The organism is Roseateles sp. GW823-FHT07B05 (genome assembly GCF_058794515.1).
This window is the reverse complement of record NZ_JBXAGX010000001.1, coordinates 79,105-101,146: the sequence shown is the minus strand read 5'-3', so window position 1 is coordinate 101,146 and position 22,042 is coordinate 79,105. Positions and strand designations below refer to the sequence as shown.

21 protein-coding genes are annotated in these 22,042 nt (G+C 69.9%); 10 read left to right on the top strand and 11 right to left on the bottom strand.

What is annotated here, in order from left to right; all coding sequences use genetic code 11:
- The first annotated feature begins 51 nt into the window (after positions 1 to 51).
- The 6 genes from AC1Q7O_RS00470 (at position 52) to AC1Q7O_RS00445 (ending at position 6,739) form a co-directional block, all read left to right on the top strand.
- A complete protein-coding gene (locus tag AC1Q7O_RS00470; RefSeq protein WP_492660228.1) occupies positions 52 to 291 on the top strand; it encodes a hypothetical protein in 240 nt (79 codons plus the stop codon).
- Between the two features lie 17 nt (positions 292 to 308).
- Positions 309 to 926: a UPF0149 family protein gene (locus AC1Q7O_RS00465; RefSeq protein ID WP_492660229.1), complete on the top strand. Its 618-nt coding sequence runs from the start codon at positions 309 to 311 to the stop codon at positions 924 to 926.
- 63 nt (positions 927 to 989) lie between these two features.
- Positions 990 to 1,301, top strand: coding sequence for a hypothetical protein (locus AC1Q7O_RS00460; protein WP_492660230.1), 312 nt, complete (start codon positions 990 to 992; stop codon positions 1,299 to 1,301).
- A gap of 87 nt (positions 1,302 to 1,388) precedes the next feature.
- Positions 1,389 to 4,151 carry a hypothetical protein gene (locus AC1Q7O_RS00455; protein WP_492660231.1) on the top strand — a complete coding sequence of 921 codons (2,763 nt, stop codon included), beginning with the start codon at positions 1,389 to 1,391 and terminating at the stop codon, positions 4,149 to 4,151.
- Positions 4,152 to 4,238: 87 nt separating this feature from the next.
- On the top strand, positions 4,239 to 5,504 hold the full coding sequence (locus AC1Q7O_RS00450; protein ID WP_492660232.1) for a hypothetical protein: 1,266 nt from the start codon (positions 4,239 to 4,241) through the stop codon (positions 5,502 to 5,504).
- Positions 5,501 to 6,739: a M15 family metallopeptidase gene (locus AC1Q7O_RS00445; protein WP_492660233.1), complete on the top strand. Its 1,239-nt coding sequence runs from the start codon at positions 5,501 to 5,503 to the stop codon at positions 6,737 to 6,739. The genes AC1Q7O_RS00450 and AC1Q7O_RS00445 overlap by 4 nt, the downstream gene beginning before the upstream one ends.
- A 10-nt stretch (positions 6,740 to 6,749) precedes the next feature.
- On the opposite strand, the gene AC1Q7O_RS00440 is transcribed toward AC1Q7O_RS00445, so the two are convergent.
- Positions 6,750 to 8,558, bottom strand: coding sequence for an ABCB family ABC transporter ATP-binding protein/permease (locus AC1Q7O_RS00440; RefSeq protein WP_492660234.1), 1,809 nt, complete (start codon positions 8,556 to 8,558; stop codon positions 6,750 to 6,752).
- A 53-nt stretch (positions 8,559 to 8,611) separates the two neighbouring features.
- Between AC1Q7O_RS00440 and AC1Q7O_RS00435 the strand changes: the two genes are divergently transcribed.
- Entirely contained in the window at positions 8,612 to 9,016 is a 405-nt protein-coding gene (locus tag AC1Q7O_RS00435) for an acyl-CoA thioesterase (protein WP_492660235.1), read from the top strand.
- Positions 9,017 to 9,047: 31 nt separating this feature from the next.
- On the opposite strand, the gene AC1Q7O_RS00430 is transcribed toward AC1Q7O_RS00435, so the two are convergent.
- On the bottom strand, positions 9,048 to 10,877 hold the full coding sequence (locus tag AC1Q7O_RS00430; RefSeq protein WP_492660236.1) for a rhamnogalacturonan lyase B N-terminal domain-containing protein: 1,830 nt from the start codon (positions 10,875 to 10,877) through the stop codon (positions 9,048 to 9,050).
- 106 nt (positions 10,878 to 10,983) lie between these two features.
- The gene (locus AC1Q7O_RS00425) at positions 10,984 to 11,718 is read right to left on the bottom strand and encodes an SGNH/GDSL hydrolase family protein (protein ID WP_492660237.1); all 735 of its coding nucleotides are present in this window, start codon (positions 11,716 to 11,718) and stop codon (positions 10,984 to 10,986) included.
- 135 nt (positions 11,719 to 11,853) lie between these two features.
- Between AC1Q7O_RS00425 and AC1Q7O_RS00420 the strand changes: the two genes are divergently transcribed.
- Positions 11,854 to 12,015, top strand: a complete 162-nt coding sequence (locus AC1Q7O_RS00420) for a DUF1328 domain-containing protein (RefSeq protein ID WP_492660238.1) — start codon at positions 11,854 to 11,856, stop codon at positions 12,013 to 12,015.
- A gap of 3 nt (positions 12,016 to 12,018) precedes the next feature.
- Here AC1Q7O_RS00420 and AC1Q7O_RS00415 read toward each other — a convergent pair whose 3' ends face one another.
- The 8 genes from AC1Q7O_RS00415 to AC1Q7O_RS00380 form a co-directional block, all read right to left on the bottom strand.
- The gene (locus AC1Q7O_RS00415) at positions 12,019 to 12,783 is read right to left on the bottom strand and encodes an enoyl-CoA hydratase (RefSeq protein ID WP_492660239.1); all 765 of its coding nucleotides are present in this window, start codon (positions 12,781 to 12,783) and stop codon (positions 12,019 to 12,021) included.
- Positions 12,784 to 12,793: 10 nt separating this feature from the next.
- Positions 12,794 to 13,327 (bottom strand): DUF1569 domain-containing protein, encoded by a 534-nt coding sequence (locus AC1Q7O_RS00410; RefSeq protein WP_492660240.1) that lies wholly within the window; start codon positions 13,325 to 13,327, stop codon positions 12,794 to 12,796.
- 3 nt (positions 13,328 to 13,330) lie between these two features.
- A complete protein-coding gene (locus tag AC1Q7O_RS00405; RefSeq protein WP_492660241.1) occupies positions 13,331 to 14,545 on the bottom strand; it encodes an acetyl-CoA C-acyltransferase in 1,215 nt (404 codons plus the stop codon).
- 11 nt (positions 14,546 to 14,556) lie between these two features.
- The gene (locus AC1Q7O_RS00400) at positions 14,557 to 15,051 is read right to left on the bottom strand and encodes a DUF4442 domain-containing protein (protein ID WP_492660242.1); all 495 of its coding nucleotides are present in this window, start codon (positions 15,049 to 15,051) and stop codon (positions 14,557 to 14,559) included.
- A gap of 10 nt (positions 15,052 to 15,061) precedes the next feature.
- A complete protein-coding gene (locus AC1Q7O_RS00395; protein WP_492660243.1) occupies positions 15,062 to 17,458 on the bottom strand; it encodes a 3-hydroxyacyl-CoA dehydrogenase/enoyl-CoA hydratase family protein in 2,397 nt (798 codons plus the stop codon).
- Between the two features lie 81 nt (positions 17,459 to 17,539).
- On the bottom strand, positions 17,540 to 17,971 hold the full coding sequence (locus AC1Q7O_RS00390) for a DUF2147 domain-containing protein (protein WP_492660244.1): 432 nt from the start codon (positions 17,969 to 17,971) through the stop codon (positions 17,540 to 17,542).
- Between the two features lie 50 nt (positions 17,972 to 18,021).
- A complete protein-coding gene (locus AC1Q7O_RS00385) occupies positions 18,022 to 19,812 on the bottom strand; it encodes an acyl-CoA dehydrogenase C-terminal domain-containing protein (RefSeq protein ID WP_492660245.1) in 1,791 nt (596 codons plus the stop codon).
- A gap of 38 nt (positions 19,813 to 19,850) precedes the next feature.
- The gene (locus AC1Q7O_RS00380) at positions 19,851 to 20,573 is read right to left on the bottom strand and encodes a TetR/AcrR family transcriptional regulator (protein ID WP_492660246.1); all 723 of its coding nucleotides are present in this window, start codon (positions 20,571 to 20,573) and stop codon (positions 19,851 to 19,853) included.
- Between the two features lie 277 nt (positions 20,574 to 20,850).
- Here AC1Q7O_RS00380 and AC1Q7O_RS00375 point away from each other — a divergent pair, with 277 nt between their 5' ends.
- Entirely contained in the window at positions 20,851 to 21,408 is a 558-nt protein-coding gene (locus tag AC1Q7O_RS00375; RefSeq protein WP_492660247.1) for an HNH endonuclease, read from the top strand.
- Positions 21,409 to 21,516: 108 nt separating this feature from the next.
- Entirely contained in the window at positions 21,517 to 22,011 is a 495-nt protein-coding gene (locus AC1Q7O_RS00370) for an outer membrane lipoprotein (RefSeq protein ID WP_492660248.1), read from the top strand.
- Positions 22,012 to 22,042: the final 31 nt, after the last annotated feature.

The following is a 22,042-nucleotide window of genomic DNA, read 5'->3' as shown; positions in this document are numbered from 1 at the left end:
CCCGCCGGCCGGAATGGCAAGATGGCGGCCTGCCGGCCCATCCATTGCCCCATGAAGACCCACCAGATCGAAATCCAGAAGTTCAAGGCCGCCGCCAACAATGTCCACGGCCAGGTGCTGTTCAAGGTCGACGCGCTGATCTCCAGCCGCGAACCCCTCGAAGGCCTGGAGCCCAGCAGCCTGCTGGTGATGACCGAGCAGAATGCCCGCGTGCTGATGGCGCTGCTGAAGGCGCAGCTGACCGAATTCGACAGCAAGAAACCCAAGAGCCGCCACGGCCGCCACGGCTGAGCCGCAGGACCCCGCCCATGAACTACCCGCAATACAACCCCGCCTCCGACAACCGCCCGCTGGCCGACGAGGAACTGAACGACCTCGACGAACTGCTGGCCGCGCTGCCCGCCGACGCCGCGCTGAACATCGAGGCGCTGGACGGCTACCTCGCCGGCCTGCTGCTGACGCCGGGCCGTGACCTGGCCGCCCTGCCCGGTGCCGACTGGCTGCCCGTCGTCTGGGGTGGCGACGCCGAAAACCCCGACGACAACGCCCCCTTCGCCAGCGGCAAGCAGCGCAAGAAGGTCGTCATGCTGGTGCTGCGCCACCTGCAGTCCATCGCCGCCGCCTGGACCCAGCACCCGCAGGGCTGGGAGCCCATCTTCAGCTTCGCCGACGGCGAGGACGAGGACACCGAGTACGCCGACGCCGAGGACTGGGCTGCCGGCTTCCTGACGGCGGTGGACCTGGCGCCCGACGCCTGGGCGCCGTGGTTCGAGGGCGCCGAGACCGGCCCGCTGCTGGCCCCCATCGCCGCGCTGGGCAGCCCCGACGGCGCGCTGGCCGAAGGCTCGGCCCAGGCCCGCGACGAGGCCAGCCGGACGATTCCTGACGCCATGCTGGCGCTGTGGGCGATTCGCCAGAAAGCCTGACCGCCGGTCTTTATCCCCTCAACGCAGGTGGCTGCGGCTGCCGCTTTGGTTCACACTGAGACCATGCTTCACACCGTGCTCGCATCCTTCGGCCTCACCGTCTGCATCGCGCTGGCCGTGCACATGGCCCTGCCGCTGCGGCTGCGCCGCGGCGTGGATGCCGCGCTCGACCGGCTGGGCGACTGGCTGCGGGCGCAGGTGGACCGTGCCATCGGCTGGCGCCGCCGCCAGCGCCAGACGCGCGCTGCCGTGCTGGAGGCCGACCGCGTCATCCGCCGGGCCCGCGAGTCCGCGCAAGGCAGCCGCACCGACGGCGAATGGGACGGCAACGTCTACCGCCCCAAGAGCTTCGAGAAGCCCAAGAAGCCGCACTGACCGGCCCGCCGGTTTCCACGATATTGCGGATGGCGCGCCGCCGGGCGCTGGCTACGCTGCGCGGCCTTCACTCCCGCAACGACCGCCATGCCCGGACTGCAGCTCGCCCCCGCCCTGATCGCCCGGCTCAAGACCTGGAACTTCTCGACCGCCCTGCCCGACGCGCTGAAGGCGCTGGGCGCCGAGCGCCACTGGCAGCTGCTGCTGACGCCGCTGGGCCAGCTGCCGCAGGAGCCGGAGCCCGAGGTCGCGCTGCCGCTGCTGGACCGCACCGGCACGGCGCAGACCACCGAGTTCGGCTGGGACTGGGGCGCCACCGCCGGCGCCTCGGCGGTCGTGACGGTGGACGTGCTGGACGAGGCGCTGCGCGAGCAGCTGAACATCCACCCGGGTGACGGGCGCCTCGCGCTGTCGGTGGGCGCGGACCTGGCGCTCACCGCCGGGCTCACCGGCCAGCAGGCCATCTCGACGTGGGGCCAGGCCTCGGCCGCGTTCTCGGCGGCGGCCGGCGCACGGCTGCATTGGTATTTCAGCGATGCAACAAGCACGCTGCTGGTCGACGCGGTGGCCGCGTCGACGCGCTTCTGGCGGCTGCCCAACGACTACACGGGCCTGATGGCGCTCGCACCCAGCCCCGACTTCTGGGGCCTGCGGCTGGACCTGACGGGCACGCTGGACGCCCAGCTCAGCGCCGGCGCCCGGCAGGGCTGGAGCGGCTGGACCTACGGCCTCGACGGCGACCGCGCGGAAATCGGCCTGAGCGTCGGCGTGGATGCCCACGTCAAGTTCGCGCGCACGGCCGACGTCAGCCTGCATGTGCGGCCCGAGCAGCGGCACGACCGGTGGGGGTTGAAGGTGGAGTTGGAGGTGCTGGACGCGCGCTCGGACGCGTTCGCGCTGACGCTGGCGGCGTCGCTGGACCTGAGCGCGCTGGCGGCCAGCGCCGAGCGCGCGCTGCGGGCGGCCTGGCCAGCAGTCGACCCGGCTGCGTTGACCGCGCTGACGCAGCCCGGCACGGCGCTGGGCCAGCGGCTGGCGCAGATCGCCGCGGACCAGCTCGGTGACGAGGATGTGCGGGCGCTGGCCCTCATCGCACTGGGCCAGGCGGATGCAGGCGCCACCCAGGCCCGCTGGGTGAGCCAGCTCACGCAGCCGTTGACCGCCGTGCTGGACGGCGCCCTCACCGGCCTGGTGGACGGCACGGCCGACGCGGACGCGCTGCTGGCCGTGTGGCTGGACCGGCTGCTGGGCCAGCGCCCGTTGGCCGACGAGCTCAAGGCGCCGCTGAGGCAGGCCGCCACCGACGCGCTGGCGCAGGCCACGCAGCAGTGGCAGCAGCGCGTGGCCGCGCTCGAGACCGCGCTGACCGGCAAGACCGGTACGGCGCTGGACGCCGTGCTCGCGCCGCTGGGCGCGCTGGGCGACAAGATCGGCCAGGAGCTCAAGCGGCTGAACGGCGCGGTGCCCGAGGCCGTAACGCATGCGCTGGGCGCCTATGGCCAGGCGCGCGAGCGGCTGCTGGCGGCGCTGTCGGACGCGAAGAAGGCCAAGCTCAGCCTGACGCTGGCGACGCAGATCCAGCGCAGCCAGTCGCGCGGCATCGCAGTGGCGGGCTGGTTCAGCGGCCAGGGCGACCAGGCCGCCGCGCAGGCGCTGTACCAGTCGCTGTGCAGCGGCCGCATCGCGCTGCTGGGCGAGCTGGTGGACGCCGCGCAGGCGGGCCATGCGTTCGAGCTGGACGAGGGCTGGCTGACCAGCGCGGCCAAGGCGATCGAGACGCAGTCGGCCACGCTGACGCTGTTCGGCGCCGCGCTGACGGACACGCGGGTGAGCCTCGTCGACATGGAATTCAAGGCCGACCTGTGGGGCCGGCTGATCGCCGCCAAGGCCCTCGCGCAGGTCGATGCGCGCACGCTGAACCCCTGGCTGGCGCGCACCGCGATGCTGGGCGTCAGCGCCGGCCTGACGCTGGCCGACGGCGTGCGGCGCGTGGAGGTGGCGCTGGACGGCGCGTTCACCGCCCGCGGCCGCCAGGTGGACAAGGGCTTTGTGCAGGCGCTGGTGGACGACTACGCGGCACGCGTGGGCGTGCGGCCGCCGCGGGACGTGGGCGCGCTGCTGGGCGAGCCCGCCACGCCGGAGCAGCGCGCCGCGTTCTGGCGCGGGCTGACGGTGGCGGTGCCGGTCAGGCTGGGGCCGGCGGACTGGCTGAAGTTCGAGGCCCAGCCGCGCGCGGCCGTGATGGCGGCCTTCCTGCGGCACGGCCTGGCAGCGCTGGACGACGTCTATGCCGGCATGAAGGGTTTCACCGCCACCTCGCCCAGCGAGGCGCTGCGGGAGAAGGCCGACGAGTTCTTCCAGGGCGACAGCACCGTGGGCCGCATGGTGGCGTACCTGGACCTGTACGAGGCCCGCTACGTGGCGCCGCGCGCCCCCGGCATCGAGTACGCGACGCGGCTGGGGTTCGACGGCGTCAAGGACTCCTCGGGCGTCACCGAGATCAACCTGCGGTTCTGCGTGTTCCACCGCTTCGCCGGCGTGCTGCGCGCCGCGGCGGCGCTGCACGGCTCGGCCGCGGCGGTGCGGCAGGCCTTGCAGGACGCGCCCGACGGCGAGCTGCCCACCGCCACGCGCGCCCGGGTGGAGCGGCCGCTGCGCGACATCCGCGAGGCGCTGGAAGCCGTGACCGTGGCCAGCCAGTCGCTGACCGGCCTGGGCGAAGGGCTGGCCTGGCCGTTCGCGACCTTCCTGCTCGCCATGGCCGAGCTGACGGGCCAGCTGCCGCCGGGCTTCCTGATGGTGGCCGAGCCCGCGGGCGCCGACGCGCCGCGGCCGCTGCTGGTGGCCTGAGCGGGCGGCCCGCCCTCAGCAAAACAGGGGATGACGCGGGCCGGGCCCGCGCCTCCAATCGCGGCGCACCACCGGAGGCTGCACGCCATGTTCAATTCGGAAACGCTGGAAGTGGCCATCGGCATGGCCTTCCTGTTCTTGCTGATGTCGCTGATCTGCACCGGCATCAAGGAGTGGATCGAAGGCATCTTCAAGTGGCGCGCGATGGACCTGGAGCGCGGCATGCGCACGCTGCTGGATGACGAGGGCGGCCAGCTCACCGCCCACGTCTACGCGCACCCGCTGGTGTCCTCGCTCTACCAGGGCGGCTACGACCCCGGCAACCTCGCCGTGAACCGGCTGACGAACTGGGTCCCCGGCGTGTCGCGCGCGCGGCAGATGCCGTGGTCGCTGCGCCGCAACCTGCCGTCCTACATCCCGGCCGGGCATTTCGCGCGGGCACTGATAGACCTGGTGGCGCGCGGCCCGGCCAGCGCCAGCGGCGAGGCGGCACCGCACGCACCGCTGACGCTGGCACAGCTGCGCGAGCGTGCGGCCGAGCTGCAGTCGCCGTTCCTGCGCCGCGCGGTGCTGAGCGCCATCGACCACAGCGGCGGCGACCTGGCCCAGCTGACGCAGAACCTGCAGAACTGGTTCGACGGCGCGATGGACCGCGCCTCGGGCTGGTACAAGCGCCGCACGCAGACCGTGCTGTTCGCGCTGGGCCTGGCGGCGGCGGCCGCGCTGAACGTGGACGCGATCTACGTGATGGGCCGGTTGACGGTGGACAAGACGCTGCGCGAAACGGTGGTCACGGCGGCGGCGCAGGTGAAGCCCCCTGAACCCGGCGCGTCGGCCGCCAGCGGCATCGCCGCCGCGCAGCGGGCGCGCGAGGAGCTGGAGAAGGTGGGCATGCCCATGGGTTGGCGCACCGGCAACCTCGACGCGAAGAACCCCGCGGACTGGTCGGTGCGGGAGCTGACGCCGGTGCAGATGTGCCGCATCGAGAACACCGCTCAGTGCACGCCCACGGGCTACTCGCACGTGCGCGTCGCGTTCGGCTGGCTGATGACGGCGTTCGCCGTGATGCTGGGCGCGCCGTTCTGGTTCGACCTGCTGAACAAGTTCATGGTCATCCGCTCCACCGTGAAGCCGCGCGAGAAGAGCCGCGAGGAAGGCAGCGAGGACCGCGCCGACCCGTCCAAGGACGCCGTCAGTGCCGCTGCGGTCACCGTCGCTGCGGCCGCCGCGCCGCAGGCCTCCACCGACGCGCCGGCGCCCCCCACCCCGTCACCGGGGGCGCCGCCACCGCCCGACTTCGTCGCGCATGCCTGGCGCGACGGCCGCACCAACCCGCAGGAGATTCCGCTATGAGCGCCGGGTCCAGCGATTCCGAGCTGATGGTCAACCGCGACCTCACCCGCCTGGCGCCGGCCTTCCGCGCTGCGGTGGAGGCGGCGATCGCGGAGTGCAACAGCCCCGCCAACGGGCTCAACGCCTTCGTCTACGAGGCCTACCGCTCGGCCGGGCTGGCGGCCATGTACTACCAGCGCGGCCGCACCGTGAAGCCGCCGTACAAGCCGGTGACCAACGCGCCGTCCAACCTGCACAGCTGGCACGGCTTCGGCCTGGCGGTGGACGTGGTGCACGCGCAGAAGTTCTGGTCGCCGCCAGAGGGCGACGCCTGGTTCCGCAAGGTGGGCGCCATCTTCAAGAAGCACGGCTGCACCTGGGGTGGCGACTGGAAGATGGCGGACCTGCCGCACTTCCAGTGGGGCCGCTGCCCGGCCAGCCCGTCGGACGCCGCACGGGCGCTGATCAACGCGCAGGGCATGCAGGCCGTCTGGGAGCATGTGGACGCGCTGGGCACCGCCCAGCCGGCCGCGCCGGTGATGCTGAGCGACGCCGCCGCGCCCGAGGTGATGACGCCGCCGGCCGCCGCGCCGGCCGTGGCGCCAGCCGCCACCGTCACGTCGCGCACGCTGGGCACCATCGACGGCGAAGGCTTCGTCTGCACCATCCGCGAGGACAGCGACGGCCGCGTGCATTTCACCGCCGATGCCGACATCGACGCCGACGGCGCCAACGGCCAGGCCGGCGGCCCGGCGGCCTATCGCGATGACGACAGCGGCACCGAGGCGCTGGCCAACGGCGGCATGCGCATCGACGCCAGCGGCCGCGTCGTCTGCGCGCAGAACTGGGCGCGCGACATCGTGCTGCTGGGGCCGGACAACCAGCCGCGCGTGTTCCCCGGCGGCGTCATCGCGTCCACCACCTGGTACCGCCACGCCGGCAAGGCGCTGGACGACCCGGCCGCCTACGTGGACGCCGAGACGGTGCCCTACATCGTCGTGCCGCCGCTCGTCGTGCAGCGCACGGCCGGCGTGGTGCGCGGCTGCAAGGCGCGGGTGACCTGGCGCGGCAAGAGCGTGGACTGCGTCGTGGCCGACCGCGGCCCGGCCAACAAGGTGGGCGAGCTCAGCATCGCCGCGGCGCGGGCGCTGGGCATCCCGTCCAGCCCGCGCAACGGCGGCACCGACAAGGTGGAGGTGCTGTACGAACTGTGGCCGGGCGTGGCCGCGCCGGGGTTCGTGCTGCAGAAGGCCTGACGCGCCTGCGCTACTCGCCCGACTGCTGCAGCCGCCACATCTCGGCGTAGCGGCCGCCGCGGGCCAGCAGCTCGTCGTGCCGGCCGCGCTCGAGGATGCGGCCCTGCTCCAGCACCAGGATCTCGTGCGCGTCCACCACGGTGGACAGCCGGTGCGCGATGACCAGCACGGTCTTGTTCTGCCCCACCGACTCCAGCTCGGCCTGGATGGCGCGCTCGTTGGTCGAGTCCAGCGCCGACGTGGCCTCGTCGAAGATCAGGATGGGCGGGTTCTTCAGCAGCGTGCGGGCGATGGCCACGCGCTGCTTCTCGCCGCCCGACAGCTTCAGCCCGCGCTCGCCCACCATCGTGTCGTAGCCCTTGGGTGTGGCGGCGATGAAGCCGTGGATATGCGCCGCGCGTGCCGCGGCCTCCACCTCGGCGGTGCTGGCGCCGGGCCGGCCGTAGGCGATGTTGTAGGCCACCGTGTCGTTGAACAGCACCGTGTCCTGCGGCACGATGCCTATTGCCGCGCGCAGGCTGCTCTGCGTGACGGCGCGGATGTCCTGGCCGTCGATGCGGATGGCGCCGCCGTCCAGGTCGTAGAAGCGGTACAGCAGCCTCGCCAGCGTGCTCTTGCCCGAGCCGCTGGGGCCCACGACGGCCACCTTCTTGCCCGCCGGGATCTCGAAGCTGACGCCATGCAGGATGGGCCGCGCCGGGTCGTAGGCGAAGCGCACGTCGTCGAACCGGACGCTGCCGCCGCTCACCTGCAGGTCGACCGCGCCCGACGTGTCCGCCACCTCGCGCTCGCGGTCCAGCAGCAGGAACAGCTTCTCGATGTCGGTCAGGCTCTGCTTGATCTCGCGGTAGATGACGCCGAGGAAGTTCAGCGGGATGTAGAGCTGGATCATGAAGGCGTTGACCATGACCAGGTCGCCAAGGCTCATCTGCCCGGCCACCACGCCCTGCGTGGCCCGCCACAGCATCAGCACCAGCGCCGTCGCGATGATGAGCTGCTGGCCGGTGTTCAGCATCGACAGCGTCGTCTGGCTCTTCAACTGGGCCTTGCGCAGCTTCTCCAGGCTCTCGTCGTAGCGGCGCGCCTCGAAGTCCTCGTTGTTGAAGTACTTGACCGTCTCGTAGTTCAGCAGCGAGTCGATGGCCTTGCTGTGGGCCACCGAGTCCAGCTCGTTCAGCGTCTTGCGGAACTGCGTGCGCCAGTTCGTGACGACGACGGTGAACGTGACGTAGACCACCAGCGCCGCGACGGTGATGCCGGCGAACCAGGCGTCGAACTTGACGCCCAGCAGCGTCAGCACGAGCACGACCTCGATCAGCGTCGGCACGATGCTGTAGAGCGAGTAGCTGATCAGCGAATGCACGGCGCGCGTACCGCGCTCGATGTCGCGCGTCATGCCGCCGGTCTGGCGCTCCAGGTGGAAGCGCAGCGACAGGTCGTGCAGGTGGCGGAACACCTGCAGCGAGATGCTGCGCGCCGTGCCCTCCGTCGCCTTGGCGAAGATCAGCTCGCGCAGCTCGGTGAACAGCGACGTCGACAGCCGCAGCGCACCGTAGGCCACCAGCAGGCCCAGCGGCACGACCAGCAAGGCCTGCGGCTGGCCGGGCTTGAGGTCCAGGCTGTCGATGAGGTGCTTGAGCAGCAGCGGCACGCCGACGTTGCTGAGCTTGGCGCCCACCATGAACGCCAGCGCCAGGCCGACGCGCCAGCGGTAGCGCCACAGGTAGGGCAGCAGGCGGCCGACCGTGCCCCAATCGCCGCGCACGGCGGCAGCATTCGGCGAAGTGGGCAGTTCAATGGCGCGCGGCGTGGATCTCATGAGGCGGTCAGGGCCGAAAATGGCGGGCAGACCGATTGTCACAAGTGAACGCCATGCCCCCAGATTCAAGCCCCGCACAACACCAGGCCGGAGAACGCGAGCTCGTGCTGCGAGTCATGCCCATGCCCGCGGACTCCAACGCCAACGGCGACGTGTTCGGCGGCTGGATCATGGCGCAGGTGGACATCGCCGGCTCCATCCTGCCGGCGCGCCTCTCGCGCGGCCGCATCACGACGGTGGCCGTCAACGAGTTCATCTTCAAGCAGCCCGTCTCGGTGGGCGACCTGCTGAGCTTCTACGCCACCATCACGCGCGTGGGCCGCACGTCGGTGACGGTGCACGTGGAGGTGTTCGCCGAGCGCGACCCGGAGAACCTGCACGTGGTCAAGGTGACCGAGGCCAACCTGACCTACGTGGCCATCGACCGCGAAGGCAAGCCGCGCCAGGTCAAGCCCTGAGCCTGACGCGGGCCGGGCGCGGGGCTTCAGGTCACGGCGTCGCGATCAGGTCGACCGCGTCGTAGGAGAAGCCCGGGCTGAGGAAGCCCGTGCCGCTGGTGCCGCTGACGACGTTGATCGTCACCGTGTTGGTGCCGGCCACCAGCGCCGACGCCGGGATGGCGTAGCTGTAGAGCCGGTTCACGCCGCGGTAGGTGCCCACCGTCAGGTTGCGCGAGCCCTTGGGCGGCGCGGCGGGCACGGCGGACGTCCAGCCGTTGACGCTGACCTGCGGCCGGGCGCCGTTGAAGTCGGTTGTCGTGCCCAGGCGCAGCGTCAGGTTCTGCAGCTGCGCGCTGGTCAGCGTGAACGTGATGACGCGGGCGTTGTTGACGTCCTTCCACTGGTAGGCCGGGAAGCCCGTGGCGGCCGTGGCGCTGCCGACGGTGAAGCTGGGCGCCACCCAGCTGCTCATGCGGCTGTCGGACGGGTGCATGCTGGTGAGGCGGCTGCCGTTGACGAACTCGGCCGGCGAGCCGTCCCAGGCGCCGATGCGCCAAAGCGCCGGCGTGGCCGCCGGGTCGGCATTGATCGTCAGCGTGTTCAGCGCCGTCGTGCCGCCCGCCGTCACGTTGACGCTGCCGGTGTAGACGGCCAGCTCGTTCTTGTAGACCGTCAGCGTGTAGCTGCCGGGGCGCATGCCGGCGCTCTTGAAGTAGCCGCTGTTGGCGAGGTTGGCCGTCGTCCAGTACTGCGCCTGGCTGTTGGCGAAGCCCACGGTGTAGGTGTAGGCCGGGTCGGTGCCCGCCAGGCCCACGCCGGCCACGGCACCGCGGCCTGCGGGCGGCACGTAGCCGTCCAGGCCCATCAGCGAGAACCAGCTGGTGTCCGGCGCCGCGGGCACGCCGCCGCCGGTGAACATCAGCGTGTAGCTGTTCAGCACGCCCATGCGGAAGGCCTCGGTCTGGCCCTCGCCGTAGTTGACGATGTAGGTCAGCTCGTTGTTGGTGGACGTGATCTGGTTGAGCAGGCTGCGGTAGAACGGGCCGCCGGAGCCGCCTTCCTGGTTGTCGCGGTAGAACCAGAGGCCCACCGTGCCGCCGCTGTTGACGCCGCCGAAGGCCTGCCAGTCCTTCACGCGCATGTTGGCGTAGTGCTTGGAGCGCGTCTGGCCGGCGTAGGTGCCGCTGGGGATGCCGAACACGTCGCTGGCCTCGACGGTGGTGCTGGTGTCGCGCAGGTCCTGCGCCCAGCTGCCGTTGGCGGTGAGGCCGCCGGGCGTGCCGGCCGGGCCGCCCTTGGACAGCGCCGCGATGGGCACGCGCACGATGAAGCGCACCAGGTTCAGCGTGTCGGGCTCCTCGGTGAAATAGGTGCCCATGTAGATGCGTGGCTCGCCGCTCTTGGCCAGGTAGTAGTGCTTGAGCACGCCGCCGTTGGCGCTGTTCACCGTCACCGTGATCTTCACGTAGGCGCCACCGCTGACGACGCCGCCGTTGGCGGTCGACGCAGGCGTGGCCGCACCGGTGCTGCTGATCATCTGCGCCTGCACGTCGACGGCCGAGACGTTGCTGTACAGGTAGTCGAAGCCCGAGTTCAGCTGCGAGCCGCGGCTGGCGTCGGCGTACTGCACGCCGTTGTAGACGAGGCTGGAGAGGTCGCCCTTGGACTGGGTGCTGACGCCGTTGTCGTAGGCCATGACCTTGAACACCAGGCCGCCGCCGGTGTCCACTTGGTACTGCACCTTGGACGAGCTGCCGCTGTCGTAGAGCGTGGTGAGGCTGAAGGCCGCCATGGCGGGCGAGCACAGGGCCATGAAGAAGAGCGCGCAGGCTAGCGCACCCAGCCGGCGCAGATGCCGGCGGAGAAAGTCGATCCGCATGTGTTGTCTCCGTTGGTGCCCGGCCATCTACTGCTCACTGCTGCGGCCGGTGCTGCCGCGTGATTGCGGCCGGATCAGTCTAGGAAGCGGCCTGTCGCCGCAGCACTCAAGTTGTTGAGTGCTTCGCAACCTTCGGCAACGCCGCCACGATCTGGTCGGCCAGCGTGTCAGCCCACAGCGCATAGCCGCGCGGTCCGGGGTGGAAGCCATCGGCGGCCATCAGCGCCGCGGCGTCGCGCTGCATGGCTTCGGGCAGCTGCACGACGCGGCGCCAGGCGTGGCCTCGCGTCTGCGCCGCCAGCGCCGCGTTGAGGCGCGCCGCCTGCCGGCCGAAGAACCAGCGCAGCGGCTGCGGCAGCAGCGGGAAGGACTGCATGGGCGGCGCCGCGCAGTGCAGGCTCAGCCGCACGCCGGTGTGCTCGCGCGCATGCGCGTCGATGGCGTCCAGCGCCGCCAGCGCATCGTGTGGCGCGACCTGGTCGACCACGTCGTTCACGCCCAGCGCCGTGACGAGCACATCGGCCGGGGCCAGCTCGGCCGCCCGCAGCGCCGCCAGCGCCTGCACGCTGCGGTGGCCGCTGGTGGCCACGAGCTGCCAGCCCACCGGCTGGCCCAGCCGCGTTGCCAGGGCCTGCGCCAGCCGGCCCGCGAGCGCCTCGTCCTGATGTGCCGCACCGACGCCAGCGGCCGAAGAATCACCCACGATGAGCAGGCGCAGTGCCCCGCCGTCCAGCGAACGCGCGCCCGCCGCCTCGGGCAGCCGCAGTGCCGTCGCGCGCACTCGCCGCCCCTGCCAGATCAGCAGCGGCCCGAGCAGCAGCTTGGCCAGCGTCAGTCGCATGGGCGGGTCACTTCCTGTGTCACGGTGTCAGCGGTGTCCGACCTCGCACGCCCGCGCCGTCCGGCACGGCGAACACGGCCGCGGTCCTAGGCTGCACGCATGCGCCGTCAAGGCGTCAACCGAGAGGAGTCCGCCATGCTGCGTTACGCCATCATCTTCTTCGTCATCGCCCTGATCGCTGCCGTGTTCGGTTTCACCGGCATCGCCGCCAGCGCGGCCGGCTTTGCCCAGCTGCTGTTCTACGGCTTCCTGATCCTGGCGGTCATCGGCCTGCTGGTGGGTCTGGTGCGCCGATAGGCGTCAGGAGAACTTCGAGAAGTCCGGCTTGCGCTTCTGGAAGAAAGCCTGGAAGGCCTCCATGGCCTCCGGGCTGCGCAGGCGGGCGCTGAACAGCTCGGCCTCGCGCGTGATGGCCGCCTTGACGGCCTCGCGCTGCGCGTCGCGGATCAGCCGCTTGCTGTCGCGCACCGCGCCGGGCGCGAGGTTGTTGAAACGCTCGGCCACGCGCCGGGCATGGTTCAGCACCTCGCTGCCGGCCAGCACGCCGTTGGCGATGCCGCACTCGACGGCCTGCTCGCCCGTGAACGGGTCGCCCAGCAGCAGCTTCTCGGCCGCACGGCGGTTGCCCATCAGCTGCGGCACGACGAGGCTGGACGCGAACTCCGGCACCAGGCCCAGGCCCACGAAGGGCATGGCCAGGCGCGCGTCGTCGGCCACATAGACCAGGTCGCAATGCAGCAGCAGCGTCGTGCCGATGCCGATGGCCGCACCGGTCACGGCCGCCACGACCGGCTTGCCGCAATCCACCAGCGCATGCATGAACTGGAACACCGGCGCGTCCTCGCCACGCGGCGGGCGGCCCATGAAGTCCTCCAGGTCGTTACCCGACGTGAAGATGCCCGGCTGGCCGGTGATCAGCACGGCCCGCGCCTCGGGCGCGGCGTCGGCCGCGCGCAGCGCATCGGCCATCTGCTGGTACATGTCCTGCGTGATGGCGTTCTTCTTCTCGGGGCGGGCGATCTCGATCGTCGCGACGCCGTTGACGGTGTAGGTCTTGATGGTCATGGGAGGTCCTTCACGCGACTGCGGTCTTGGCTTGGAACTGTGTCCAGTGGTTCGCCAAGTGCATCAAATGGGCACGCTCGTACTGCGGCTTGGTCAGCTCGCCGTAGGCGAAATGAGGCCGCAGCGTACCGTTGAATTGGGCAAAGGCGTCCATCGCGTCGAGCAGCCGCTGCACCGACACCTTGAGCGCCTGCGCCGCGTCCAGCGCCGGCGCGCCGGGGATGGGCTCGCTCAGGTCGTGGCTCATCGAGCCGCGTGCATTGAAGACCGCGAACGCCGCCGAGCCGACGGAGGAGCGGAACCAGGCGCCCTTGAGCGCCGGGAAGCCCTGCATCGAGAACTCGATGCTCTGCGCCAGATGTTGCAGCACCTGGCTGAGGTTCCACGGGTTGCCGTCGACGACCTTGGGCACGAACAGCAGGTCCAGGACGGCTTGCTGCGCTTCCTTCCAGGTCAGGAAGGTCTTGAGCCGGCCCGAACAGCCGGCCAGGGGCGCCGCCGCGAGCAGCAGGGTGGTGGTCTTGAGCGCGCGGCGACGGTCCATAGGTTACAGCCTTTCGAAGATGCCAGCAGCGCCTTGGCCGGCGCCGACGCACATTGTCACCATGCCGTACTTGCCGCCGGTGCGGCGCAGGCCATGGATGACCGACGCGGCGCGGATGGCACCGGTGGCGCCCAGCGGGTGGCCCAGCGCGATGGCGCCGCCGTTGGGGTTGACCTTGGCGCGGTCCAGCTCGATGCCCTTGCTGTCGAGGTCGTTCAGCACGGCCAGGGACTGGGCGGCGAAGGCTTCGTTCAGCTCGATCCAGTCCAGGTCGGCGGCGGTGATGCCAGCGGCCTTCAGAGCGACCGGGATGGCGGCGATCGGGCCGATGCCCATGATCTCCGGCGGCACGCCGCGCACGGCGAACGACACGAAGCGGGCCAGCGGCGTCAGGTTGTAGCGCTTCAGCGCAGCTTCGCTGACGATCAGCAGGCCGCCCGAGCCGTCGGACGTCTGCGAGCTGTTGCCGGCGGTGACGCTGCCCTTGGCGGCGAACACCGGCTTGAGCTTGGCCAGGCCTTCCAGCGACGTGTCGGGGCGGGCGCCTTCGTCGAGCTTGACGGTGCGGGTCTTGGTGTTGACCGTGCCGTCAGCCAGGTTGGGCGTGCGCTCGATGACGTCGAACGGCGTCATCTCGGCGTCGAAGTGGCCGGCCTGCATGGCAGCCACGGCGCGGCGGTGCGACTCCACCGAGAACGCGTCCTGCGCCTCACGGCTGATCTTCCACTGCGCAGCGACCTTCTCGGCCGTCAGGCCCATGCCGTAGGCGATGCCGATGTTCTCGTCCTTTTCGAAGATCAGCGGCGACAGGCTGGGCTTGTTGCCACCCATCGGGATCATGGACATCGACTCGACGCCGCCGGCGAACATCACGTCGGCCTCGCCGACGCGGATGCGGTCCGCGGCCATCTGCACGGCGGTGATGCCGGAGGCGCAGTAGCGGTTGATCGTCACGCCGCCGATGGTCGGGCCCAGGCCGGCCAGCACCGAGGCCACGCGGGCGATGTTCATGCCCTGCTCGCCCTCGGGGAAGGAGCAGCCGACGATGGCGTCTTCAATGGCCGCCGGGTCCAGGCCCGGGGCCTGCGCCAGCACGGCCTGCATGACCTTGACGAGCATCTCGTCGGGGCGGGTGTTCTTGAAGTAGCCGCGGCCGCTCTTGCCGATGGGCAGACGGGTGGCGGAGACGATGTAGGCGTCTTGAACTTGCTTGCTCATGATGTTTCCTTTCAAGCCTGGGGCTTTTTCTCTTTGGGCACCCAGGCCCAGACAAATTCACACTCGATCGGCTCGATGCCGGCTTCATCGGTCACGGTCACGGCGACCTTGACCTCACCCTTGGTTTCGTTCGCCATCGCGGAGCGCTGCGCGGCCGTCAGGTGCGCCTTGGCGGTCAGGCCGCCGGTGGCACGCTTCCTGAAGTTGACCTGCAGCGACTTGCACAGCGGCAGGCAGTCGTCGCGCACATTCATGCCCACCACCATGCCGGTGGCGGTCTCGGCGAGCAGCGACATCGCCGCCGCATGCACGCCCTTGATGTGGTTCTGCACGGGGCGCTTGTTGGCCACGCGGATCTCGCTGCGCTCGGGGGTGAGCGCGACGAAATCCAGCGACGCGGTGCCGGTGAAGGGCACCGCGCGCCGCAGCGCGAAGTTGCGCGCTGGCCCGCGCAGCGGAGACGGCAAACCGTCCAGCTTGGCGAGCGTGCGTTGAAGCCGGTTCACGGGCTCGATCTCAGTTGCGGACGGGCTTGCCGGTCTGCAGCATGCCCATGATCCGCTCTTGCGTCTTGGGGTTGTCCAGCAGCGAGCAGAAGTGCTTGCGCTCCAGCGCCATCAGGTACTCCTCCGTTACCAGGGAGCCTGCCTCGACCTCGCCACCGCAGACCACGTCGGCGATCGCCGCGGCCAGGTGGTAGTCATGCGCGCTGACGAAGCCGCCGTCGCGCATGTTGGCCACCTGGCCCTTGATCGTCGCGATGCCGCTGCGGCCGGCGACCGGGAACAGCGCCTTGTGCGGCGGGCGGTAGCCGGCCTCGGACATGCCGATGGCGGTGGCCGTGGCCACGTGCAGCAGCTCGTCCTTGTGCGGCACGATGATGTCGCTGTCCAGCAGGAAGCCGTTCTTCTTGGCCTCGTGCGCCGACGTCGCGACCTTGGCCGTGGCCGCGGTCAGGAAACCGTCCTTCAGGAAGCTCAGGATGTCGGCACCGGCGTTGCCGGCAGCGGCCATCTCGGCCGCGCGGCGGGCGATGTAGGTCAGGCCGCCGCCGCCGGGCACCAGGCCCACGCCGACTTCGACCAGGCCCACGTAGCTTTCGACATGGGCGACACGGCGCGCGCAGTGCACGGCCAGCTCGGCGCCACCGCCCAGCGCCAGGCCGCGCATCGCGGCGACGACCGGCACGGACGCATAGCGCAGGCGCAGCATCATGTCCTGCAGCTTCTTCTCTTCCGGCGCGATGCCCTTGCTGCCCATCTTCATGAAGACGGGCATCAGGCTTTCCAGATTGGCGCCGGCGGAGAACACGTCGTCCGGGCTCCAGATCACCAGGCCTTGGTAATCGGCCTCGGCGATCTCGACGGCCTTCAGCAGGCCTTCGGTCACGGCCGGGCTGATCAGGTGCAGCTTGGCGGTGATGGACGCGATGACGACCTTGCCGTCCAGCGTCCAGACGCGCACTTCGTCGTTCTTGAACAGCTCGGTGCCCGACTTCAGCGGGTCGGCGGCGCCGGTACCCAGCAGCGATTCACGGAAGGCCTGGCGGCTGTAGACCGGCAGCTCGCTGCGCGGCTTGAACTTACCCTCGGCGGCGCTCCACGAGCCTTGCGGCGTGTGCACGCCACCGGCTTCGGCGACCGGGCCTTCGGTGACCCACGCCGGCAGCGGCGCGCTGCTCAGGGCCTTGCCGTCGGCGATGTCGGCGCTGATCCACTCGGCGACCTGCTTCCAGCCGGCGGCCTGCCACAGCTCGAACGGGCCTTGCTGGCTGCCGAAGCCCCAGCGCATCGCGAAGTCGATCTCGCGCGCGGTGTCGGCCACGGTGTTCAGGTGCACGGCGGCATAGTGGAAGCTGTCGCGCAGGATGGCCCACAGGAACTGGGCCTGCGGGTTGGTGGACTCACGCAGCAGCTTGAGGCGGTCGGCCGGGGCTTTCTTGAGCATGCGGGCGACGATCTCGTCCGCCTTCTTGCCGCCGGCAACGTACTCGCCGGTCGCGAAGTCCAGGCGCTGGATGTCCTTGCCCACCTTCTTGTAGAAGCCGGCACCGGTCTTCTGGCCCAGCGCGCCCTTGGCGATCAGGCCGGCCAGCACGGCGGGTGTGGCGTAGGTGCTGTAGAACGGGTCGTCCTTCAGGTTGTCCTGCATCGTCTTGACGACGTGGGCCATGGTGTCCAGGCCGACGACGTCCGCGGTGCGGAACGTGCCCGACGACGCGCGGCCCAGCTTCTTGCCGGTCAGGTCGTCGACGACGTCCACGCTCAGGCCGAACTTCTCGGCCTCGATCATCGTGGCCATCATGCCGGCGATGCCGACGCGGTTGGCGACGAAGTTGGGCGTGTCGTGGGCGCGCACGACGCTCTTGCCCAGCGACGTGGTGACGAAGGCTTCGAGCTGGTTGAGGATTTCCGGCTGCGTGGTCGGCGTGTTGATCAGCTCGACCAGCGCCATGTAGCGCGGCGGGTTGAAGAAGTGGATGCCGCAGAAGCGCGGCTTGATTTCTTCGGGCAGCACTTCGGAGAGCTTGGTGATGCTCAGGCCCGAGGTGTTGGACGCGACGATGGCGTGCGGCGCCACGAACGGCGCGATCTTGGTGTAGAGGTCGAGCTTCCAGTCCATGCGCTCGGCGATGGCCTCGATGATGAGGTCGCAGCCCTTCAGCACGTCCAGGTGCTCTTCGTAGTTGGCCTGCTGGATCAGCGCGGCCTCAGCCGAATCACCCAGCGGCGCGGGCTTGAGCTTCTTCAGGCCGTCGACGGCCTTCGTGACGATGCCGTTCTTGGGGCCTTCCTTCGCAGGCAGGTCGAACAGCACAACCGGCACCTTGCAGTTGACGAGGTGGGCGGCGATCTGCGCGCCCATCACGCCGGCGCCCAGCACGGCGACCTTGCGGACTTGGAATCGACTCATGGGGTTATCTCCTGGGAATCTGATGAACTTGCGGGACTGACCAGGCGGGCTTGCCCGACTGCTCTGTCCCCAACTGACTTGTCACTCGACGCGCACCCAGGTCTGGGTGCGGCCAAACAGAGGGGCGCCGATGTAGCCGCGCACCTCGAGTTTCTTGCCTCCGTCCACCGGCTTCAAGCGGGTGCGGTAGGTCTTGCCGTTATTGGGGTCAAGGATCTCGCCGTGGCCCCACAGGCCATCGCCATCCGGCTTCACGCCGCGGATGATCTGCAGCCCCAGCACCGGCTGGTTCTTGCGGTCGTCGGTGCACTTGTCGCACTTGGCATCGGCCGGCGCGGTGGGATCCAGCAGCTTGTCGATGCTGCCGACCAGGGTGCCCCCCTGTTCGCTGATGCGGACCTGCGACTTCGCGGTTTTGCCGTCGTCGTCGATGGTCTTCCAGAGGCCCACGGGGGTGGCCTGCGCAAAGGCAAGCGTGGGCAGCAGCAGTGCAACAGCGAACAGGGATTTCATCGGGCGTTGTCCTTGTCGTCCAGTGAATCGTCCGGCGGCGAGGCCGGGGGTCAGAACAGGGCTTCTTCCATCTCCATCAGCGGCGCCAGGCCCGCACGGCAGGTGCGGATCAGGCTCGCCGTCTCGGGCAGCAGCTTGGCGAAGTAGAAGCGCGCCGTCGACAGCTTGGCCGTGTAGAACGGGTCGCCCGAATCCTTCTTGGCCAGCGCGATCTTGGCGGCCTGGGCGAAGAAGAAGGCGAACGTCATGTGGCCCACCACGCGCAGGTAGTCCACCGCGGCGGCACCGACTTCGTCGGGGTTGCCGAAGGCCTTCATGCCGATTTCCTGCGTCAGCTTGTTGACCTTGTCACCCAGGTCGGCCAGCGGGTTCACGAACTCCTGCATGGCTTCGTTGGTACCCTCTTCCTCGATGAAGGCGGCGATCTTCTTGCCGAACTTCTTCAGCGTGGCGCCGTTGTTGCCCAGCACCTTGCGGCCCAGCAGGTCCAGCGACTGGATGGTGTTGGTGCCTTCATAGATCATGTTGATGCGCGCGTCGCGCACGAACTGCTCCATGCCCCACTCGTGGATGAAGCCATGGCCGCCGAACACCTGCATGCAGTGCGACGTGGCCAGCCAGCCGTTGTCGGTGATGAAGGCCTTGATGATGGGCGTCAGCAGCGCCACTTCGGCGTCGGCTTCCTTGCGCTCGTCCTCGTCGTCGCTCTTCAGCGCCTTGTCGAGTTGCAGCACCGTGTAGGCCTGCAGCATGCGGCCGCCTTCGGCGAAGGCGCGCGCGGTCAGCAGCATCTTGCGCACGTCGGGGTGCACGATGATGGGGTCGGCCGGCTTGTCCGGCGCCTTGGGGCCGCTCAGGGCGCGCATCTGGATGCGGTCCTTCGCATACGCCACGGCGTTCTGGTAGGCCACTTCGGTCAGGCCCAGTGACTGGTTGCCCACGCCCAGGCGGGCGGCGTTCATCATGACGAACATGGCGGCCAGGCCCTTGTTGGGCTGGCCCACCAGCGTGCCGACGGCGCCTTCCAGCACGATCTGTGCGGTGGCGTTGCCGTGGATGCCCATCTTGTGCTCCAGGCCGGCGCAGAAGATGCCGTTGCGGCTGCCCAGCGAGCCGTCGGCGTTCACGTTGAACTTCGGCACGATGAACAGCGAGATGCCCTTGGAGCCCACCGGCGCGTCCGGCAGGCGGGCCAGCACCAGGTGGACGATGTTCTCGGCCATGTCGTGCTCGCCAGCCGAGATGAAGATCTTGGCGCCGGTGATCTTGTAGGTGCCGTCGGCCTGCGGTTCAGCCTTGGTGCGCAGCAGGCCCAGGTCCGTGCCGCAGTGCGGCTCGGTCAGGCACATCGTGCCGGTCCACTCGCCGCTGGTCAGCTTGGGCAGGTACAGCGCCTTCTGTTCGGCCGTGCCGTGGGCGTGCAGCGCCTCGTAGGCGCCGTGGCTCAGGCCGGGGTACATCGTCCAGGCCTGATTGGCCGAGTTCAGCATCTCGTAGAAGAACTGGTTCACCGTGTACGGCAGGCCCTGGCCACCGTACTCGGTGTCGCAGGAGAGCGCCGGCCAGCCGCCTTCGACGTACTGCTTGTAGGCCTCCTTGAAGCCCTTGGGCGCGGTCACCTCGTGGGTGGCCTTGTCGAGCGTGCAGCCCTCGGCGTCGCCGCTGAGGTTGATGGGGGCGATGACTTCGGCGGCGAACTTGCCACCTTCCTCGAGCACCGCGTTGATGGTCTCGGCGTCGATGTCCTCGTGGCCGGGCAACATCTTCAGCTCGTCGACGACGTTCAGCAGCTCGTGCATGACGAACTGCATGTCACGCATGGGCGGGGTGTACTGGGGCATCGGGGAACTCCTGGAGCGGTCGTGGGTGAGGGAGAGGTTCAGCGCTTGATGGCGCTGGCCTTGGGAGCCTTGCGGCGCTGCTCGACATCGAGGCCGGCCGGCGTGGCATAAAACTGGATGGTCCGGTCGAAACCGGTGCTGGCACGCGTCAGCGCGCCGGGGATGCGCATGAAGCGCGCGTCGTGGTGCAGCGACAGGATGAGGCCGTGCAGCTCGAAGCAGATCTGCTCGACGTCGGCCTCGGCCTTCAGGTGGCCCTCGCCGATGGAGAGCTGGATGGCCTTCTGCAGCGCGGCATGCCAGGCCTTCACCATGGCCACCAGCGCGTCGCGCACGGGGCCCGGCCGGTCGTCGAACTCGACGGCGCCGGAGATGTAGATGCAGCCCGAGTCCACCTCGACGGACACGCGGCGCACCCAGCGCTCGAACATCGCACGCAGCCGCGGCAGGCCGCGCGGCTCGCGGATGGCGGTGAAGAAGACTTCCTCTTCGAACTTGGCGTGATACTCCGTGACCACGGCGATCTGCAGCTCCTCGCGCGAACCGAAGTGCGCAAAGACGCCCGACTTGCTCATGCCCGTCACGTCCGCCAGCGCGCCGATGGACAGGCCTTCCAGACCCATGTGCGAGGCCAGGCCCAGCGCGGCGTCGAGGATGGCGGCGCGGGTCTGCTGGCCTTTTTGCAGGGAACGCGCCACGCGCACCGGCTTGGCGGCGCGCAGCGGGGCGGCTTTCTTGGCGGGGACGGGAAGCGTGGACACAGGGCAAGAATAAAACGAACGGTCGTTCTATTTTGCAGGTCGCTCGCGTGACAACGCCAGCTTGCCCCAGCGAAATCCTAGGGTGATGTGCCTAATACGCACGCCGACCTAGGGTAGACCCGGACCCCTCACCCGGTCTCGCGCCGCGGGACGCGGGCGTGACCCGCCGGTGCCGCAAGAGGTGGCCCGGCGCTCGGCCCGGCGCACGCCCTGTCATGGAACCACGCTTGAGCGCTGGCGCGGTTCTCGCTAGGCTCCGGGGAGGAGGTGTGACTCTGTGGACGTGCTCCAACTCGATGTCTCCGGCCGGCCCCAGGCCTGGATCACCACGCGTGAAGCGGCGGTGATCTACGCCAGCGACGGCGTCGCCTGGACGTTGGGCGACCCCTGCCAGGTGCTGCGCGGCGGCCTGCAGCGCGTCACCGGGCGTCAGTCGCGCATCGAGGTGCACGCCATCATCGCCGTGCGCGGCGCCGTGCCCAGCCGGGCCTGGCGGCAGGCGCCGGCCCTGACCAACAGCAAGCTGTTCGTGCGCGACCGCTTCGTCTGCGCCTACTGCGGCCATCGCTACCTGCCGGAGGACCTGACGCGCGAGCACATCCAGCCCACATCGCGCGGCGGCGCGGACACCTGGATGAACTGCATCACCGCCTGCCGCGCGTGCAACGGCCGCAAGGGCAGCCGGCTGCCCGAGGAGGCCCGCATGAGCCTGCTCTACCTGCCGTACGTACCCAGCCTGCACGAGGACATGATCCTGCGCGGCCGCCGCATCCTGGTCGACCAGATGGAGTTCCTGCTCGCCAGCGTGCCGCGCAGTTCACGTCTGCACGGGTGAATCCCGTTGACCGCAGGCGGTAAAGACTTGTACGCGACCGCATCAAGCGGTCAACGGCGGGACAATCTGCCGCGTTGGGCAGTCGTTGTGCCCAAGGAGAACAGAACCATGTCCAAGCTCGTGACTTCCCTCACCCTCGTCGCCGCACTGGCCCTGTCGGCCTGCTCGACGACCAGCCCCGACGTCATCCAGCGCGGCGATGCGCAGCGCCTGTCGCAGGTGCAGGACGCCACCGTGCTGTCGTCCCGCCCGGTCGTCGTCGACGGCTCGCAGAGCGGCGTCGGCGCCGTGGCCGGTGGCGTGACCGGCGCCATCGCCGGCAGCTCGGTCGGTGGCCGCCGCGAAGGCCAGGTCGTCGGCGTGCTGGGTGCCGTGGCCGGTGCCGTCATCGGCAACGCCATCGAGCGCTCGGCAACCAAGGAAGACGCGCTGGAGATCACCGTCCAGCTGCGCAACGGCGAGCGCCGCTCCATCGTGCAGGCCAAGGGCGCGGAAAGTTTCAATGCCGGCGATCCGGTCATCCTGACCACCACCGGCGGCAAGACCCGCGTGATGCGCGCCCCGGCCGTCGTGCCCGCCGCGCCGGCCGCCACCAACGGCTGACGGCCGCTGATCGGACCGGGGAGAGAATGGC

Coding starts and splice junctions, on each gene's coding strand:
- AC1Q7O_RS00465 (WP_492660229.1), top strand. CDS start 309: ATGAACTACCCGCAATACAACCCCGCCTCCGACAACCGCCCGCTGGCC.
- AC1Q7O_RS00445 (WP_492660233.1), top strand. CDS start 5,501: ATGAGCGCCGGGTCCAGCGATTCCGAGCTGATGGTCAACCGCGACCTC.
- AC1Q7O_RS00370 (WP_492660248.1), top strand. CDS start 21,517: ATGTCCAAGCTCGTGACTTCCCTCACCCTCGTCGCCGCACTGGCCCTG.
- AC1Q7O_RS00435 (WP_492660235.1), top strand. CDS start 8,612: ATGCCCCCAGATTCAAGCCCCGCACAACACCAGGCCGGAGAACGCGAG.
- AC1Q7O_RS00415 (WP_492660239.1), bottom strand. CDS start 12,783: ATGACCATCAAGACCTACACCGTCAACGGCGTCGCGACGATCGAGATC.
- AC1Q7O_RS00410 (WP_492660240.1), bottom strand. CDS start 13,327: ATGGACCGTCGCCGCGCGCTCAAGACCACCACCCTGCTGCTCGCGGCG.
- AC1Q7O_RS00395 (WP_492660243.1), bottom strand. CDS start 17,458: ATGAGTCGATTCCAAGTCCGCAAGGTCGCCGTGCTGGGCGCCGGCGTG.
- AC1Q7O_RS00385 (WP_492660245.1), bottom strand. CDS start 19,812: ATGCCCCAGTACACCCCGCCCATGCGTGACATGCAGTTCGTCATGCAC.
- AC1Q7O_RS00420 (WP_492660238.1), top strand. CDS start 11,854: ATGCTGCGTTACGCCATCATCTTCTTCGTCATCGCCCTGATCGCTGCC.
- AC1Q7O_RS00470 (WP_492660228.1), top strand. CDS start 52: ATGAAGACCCACCAGATCGAAATCCAGAAGTTCAAGGCCGCCGCCAAC.
- AC1Q7O_RS00390 (WP_492660244.1), bottom strand. CDS start 17,971: ATGAAATCCCTGTTCGCTGTTGCACTGCTGCTGCCCACGCTTGCCTTT.
- AC1Q7O_RS00450 (WP_492660232.1), top strand. CDS start 4,239: ATGTTCAATTCGGAAACGCTGGAAGTGGCCATCGGCATGGCCTTCCTG.
- AC1Q7O_RS00460 (WP_492660230.1), top strand. CDS start 990: ATGCTTCACACCGTGCTCGCATCCTTCGGCCTCACCGTCTGCATCGCG.
- AC1Q7O_RS00440 (WP_492660234.1), bottom strand. CDS start 8,558: ATGAGATCCACGCCGCGCGCCATTGAACTGCCCACTTCGCCGAATGCT.
- AC1Q7O_RS00455 (WP_492660231.1), top strand. CDS start 1,389: ATGCCCGGACTGCAGCTCGCCCCCGCCCTGATCGCCCGGCTCAAGACC.
- AC1Q7O_RS00430 (WP_492660236.1), bottom strand. CDS start 10,877: ATGCGGATCGACTTTCTCCGCCGGCATCTGCGCCGGCTGGGTGCGCTA.
- AC1Q7O_RS00425 (WP_492660237.1), bottom strand. CDS start 11,718: ATGCGACTGACGCTGGCCAAGCTGCTGCTCGGGCCGCTGCTGATCTGG.
- AC1Q7O_RS00405 (WP_492660241.1), bottom strand. CDS start 14,545: ATGAGCAAGCAAGTTCAAGACGCCTACATCGTCTCCGCCACCCGTCTG.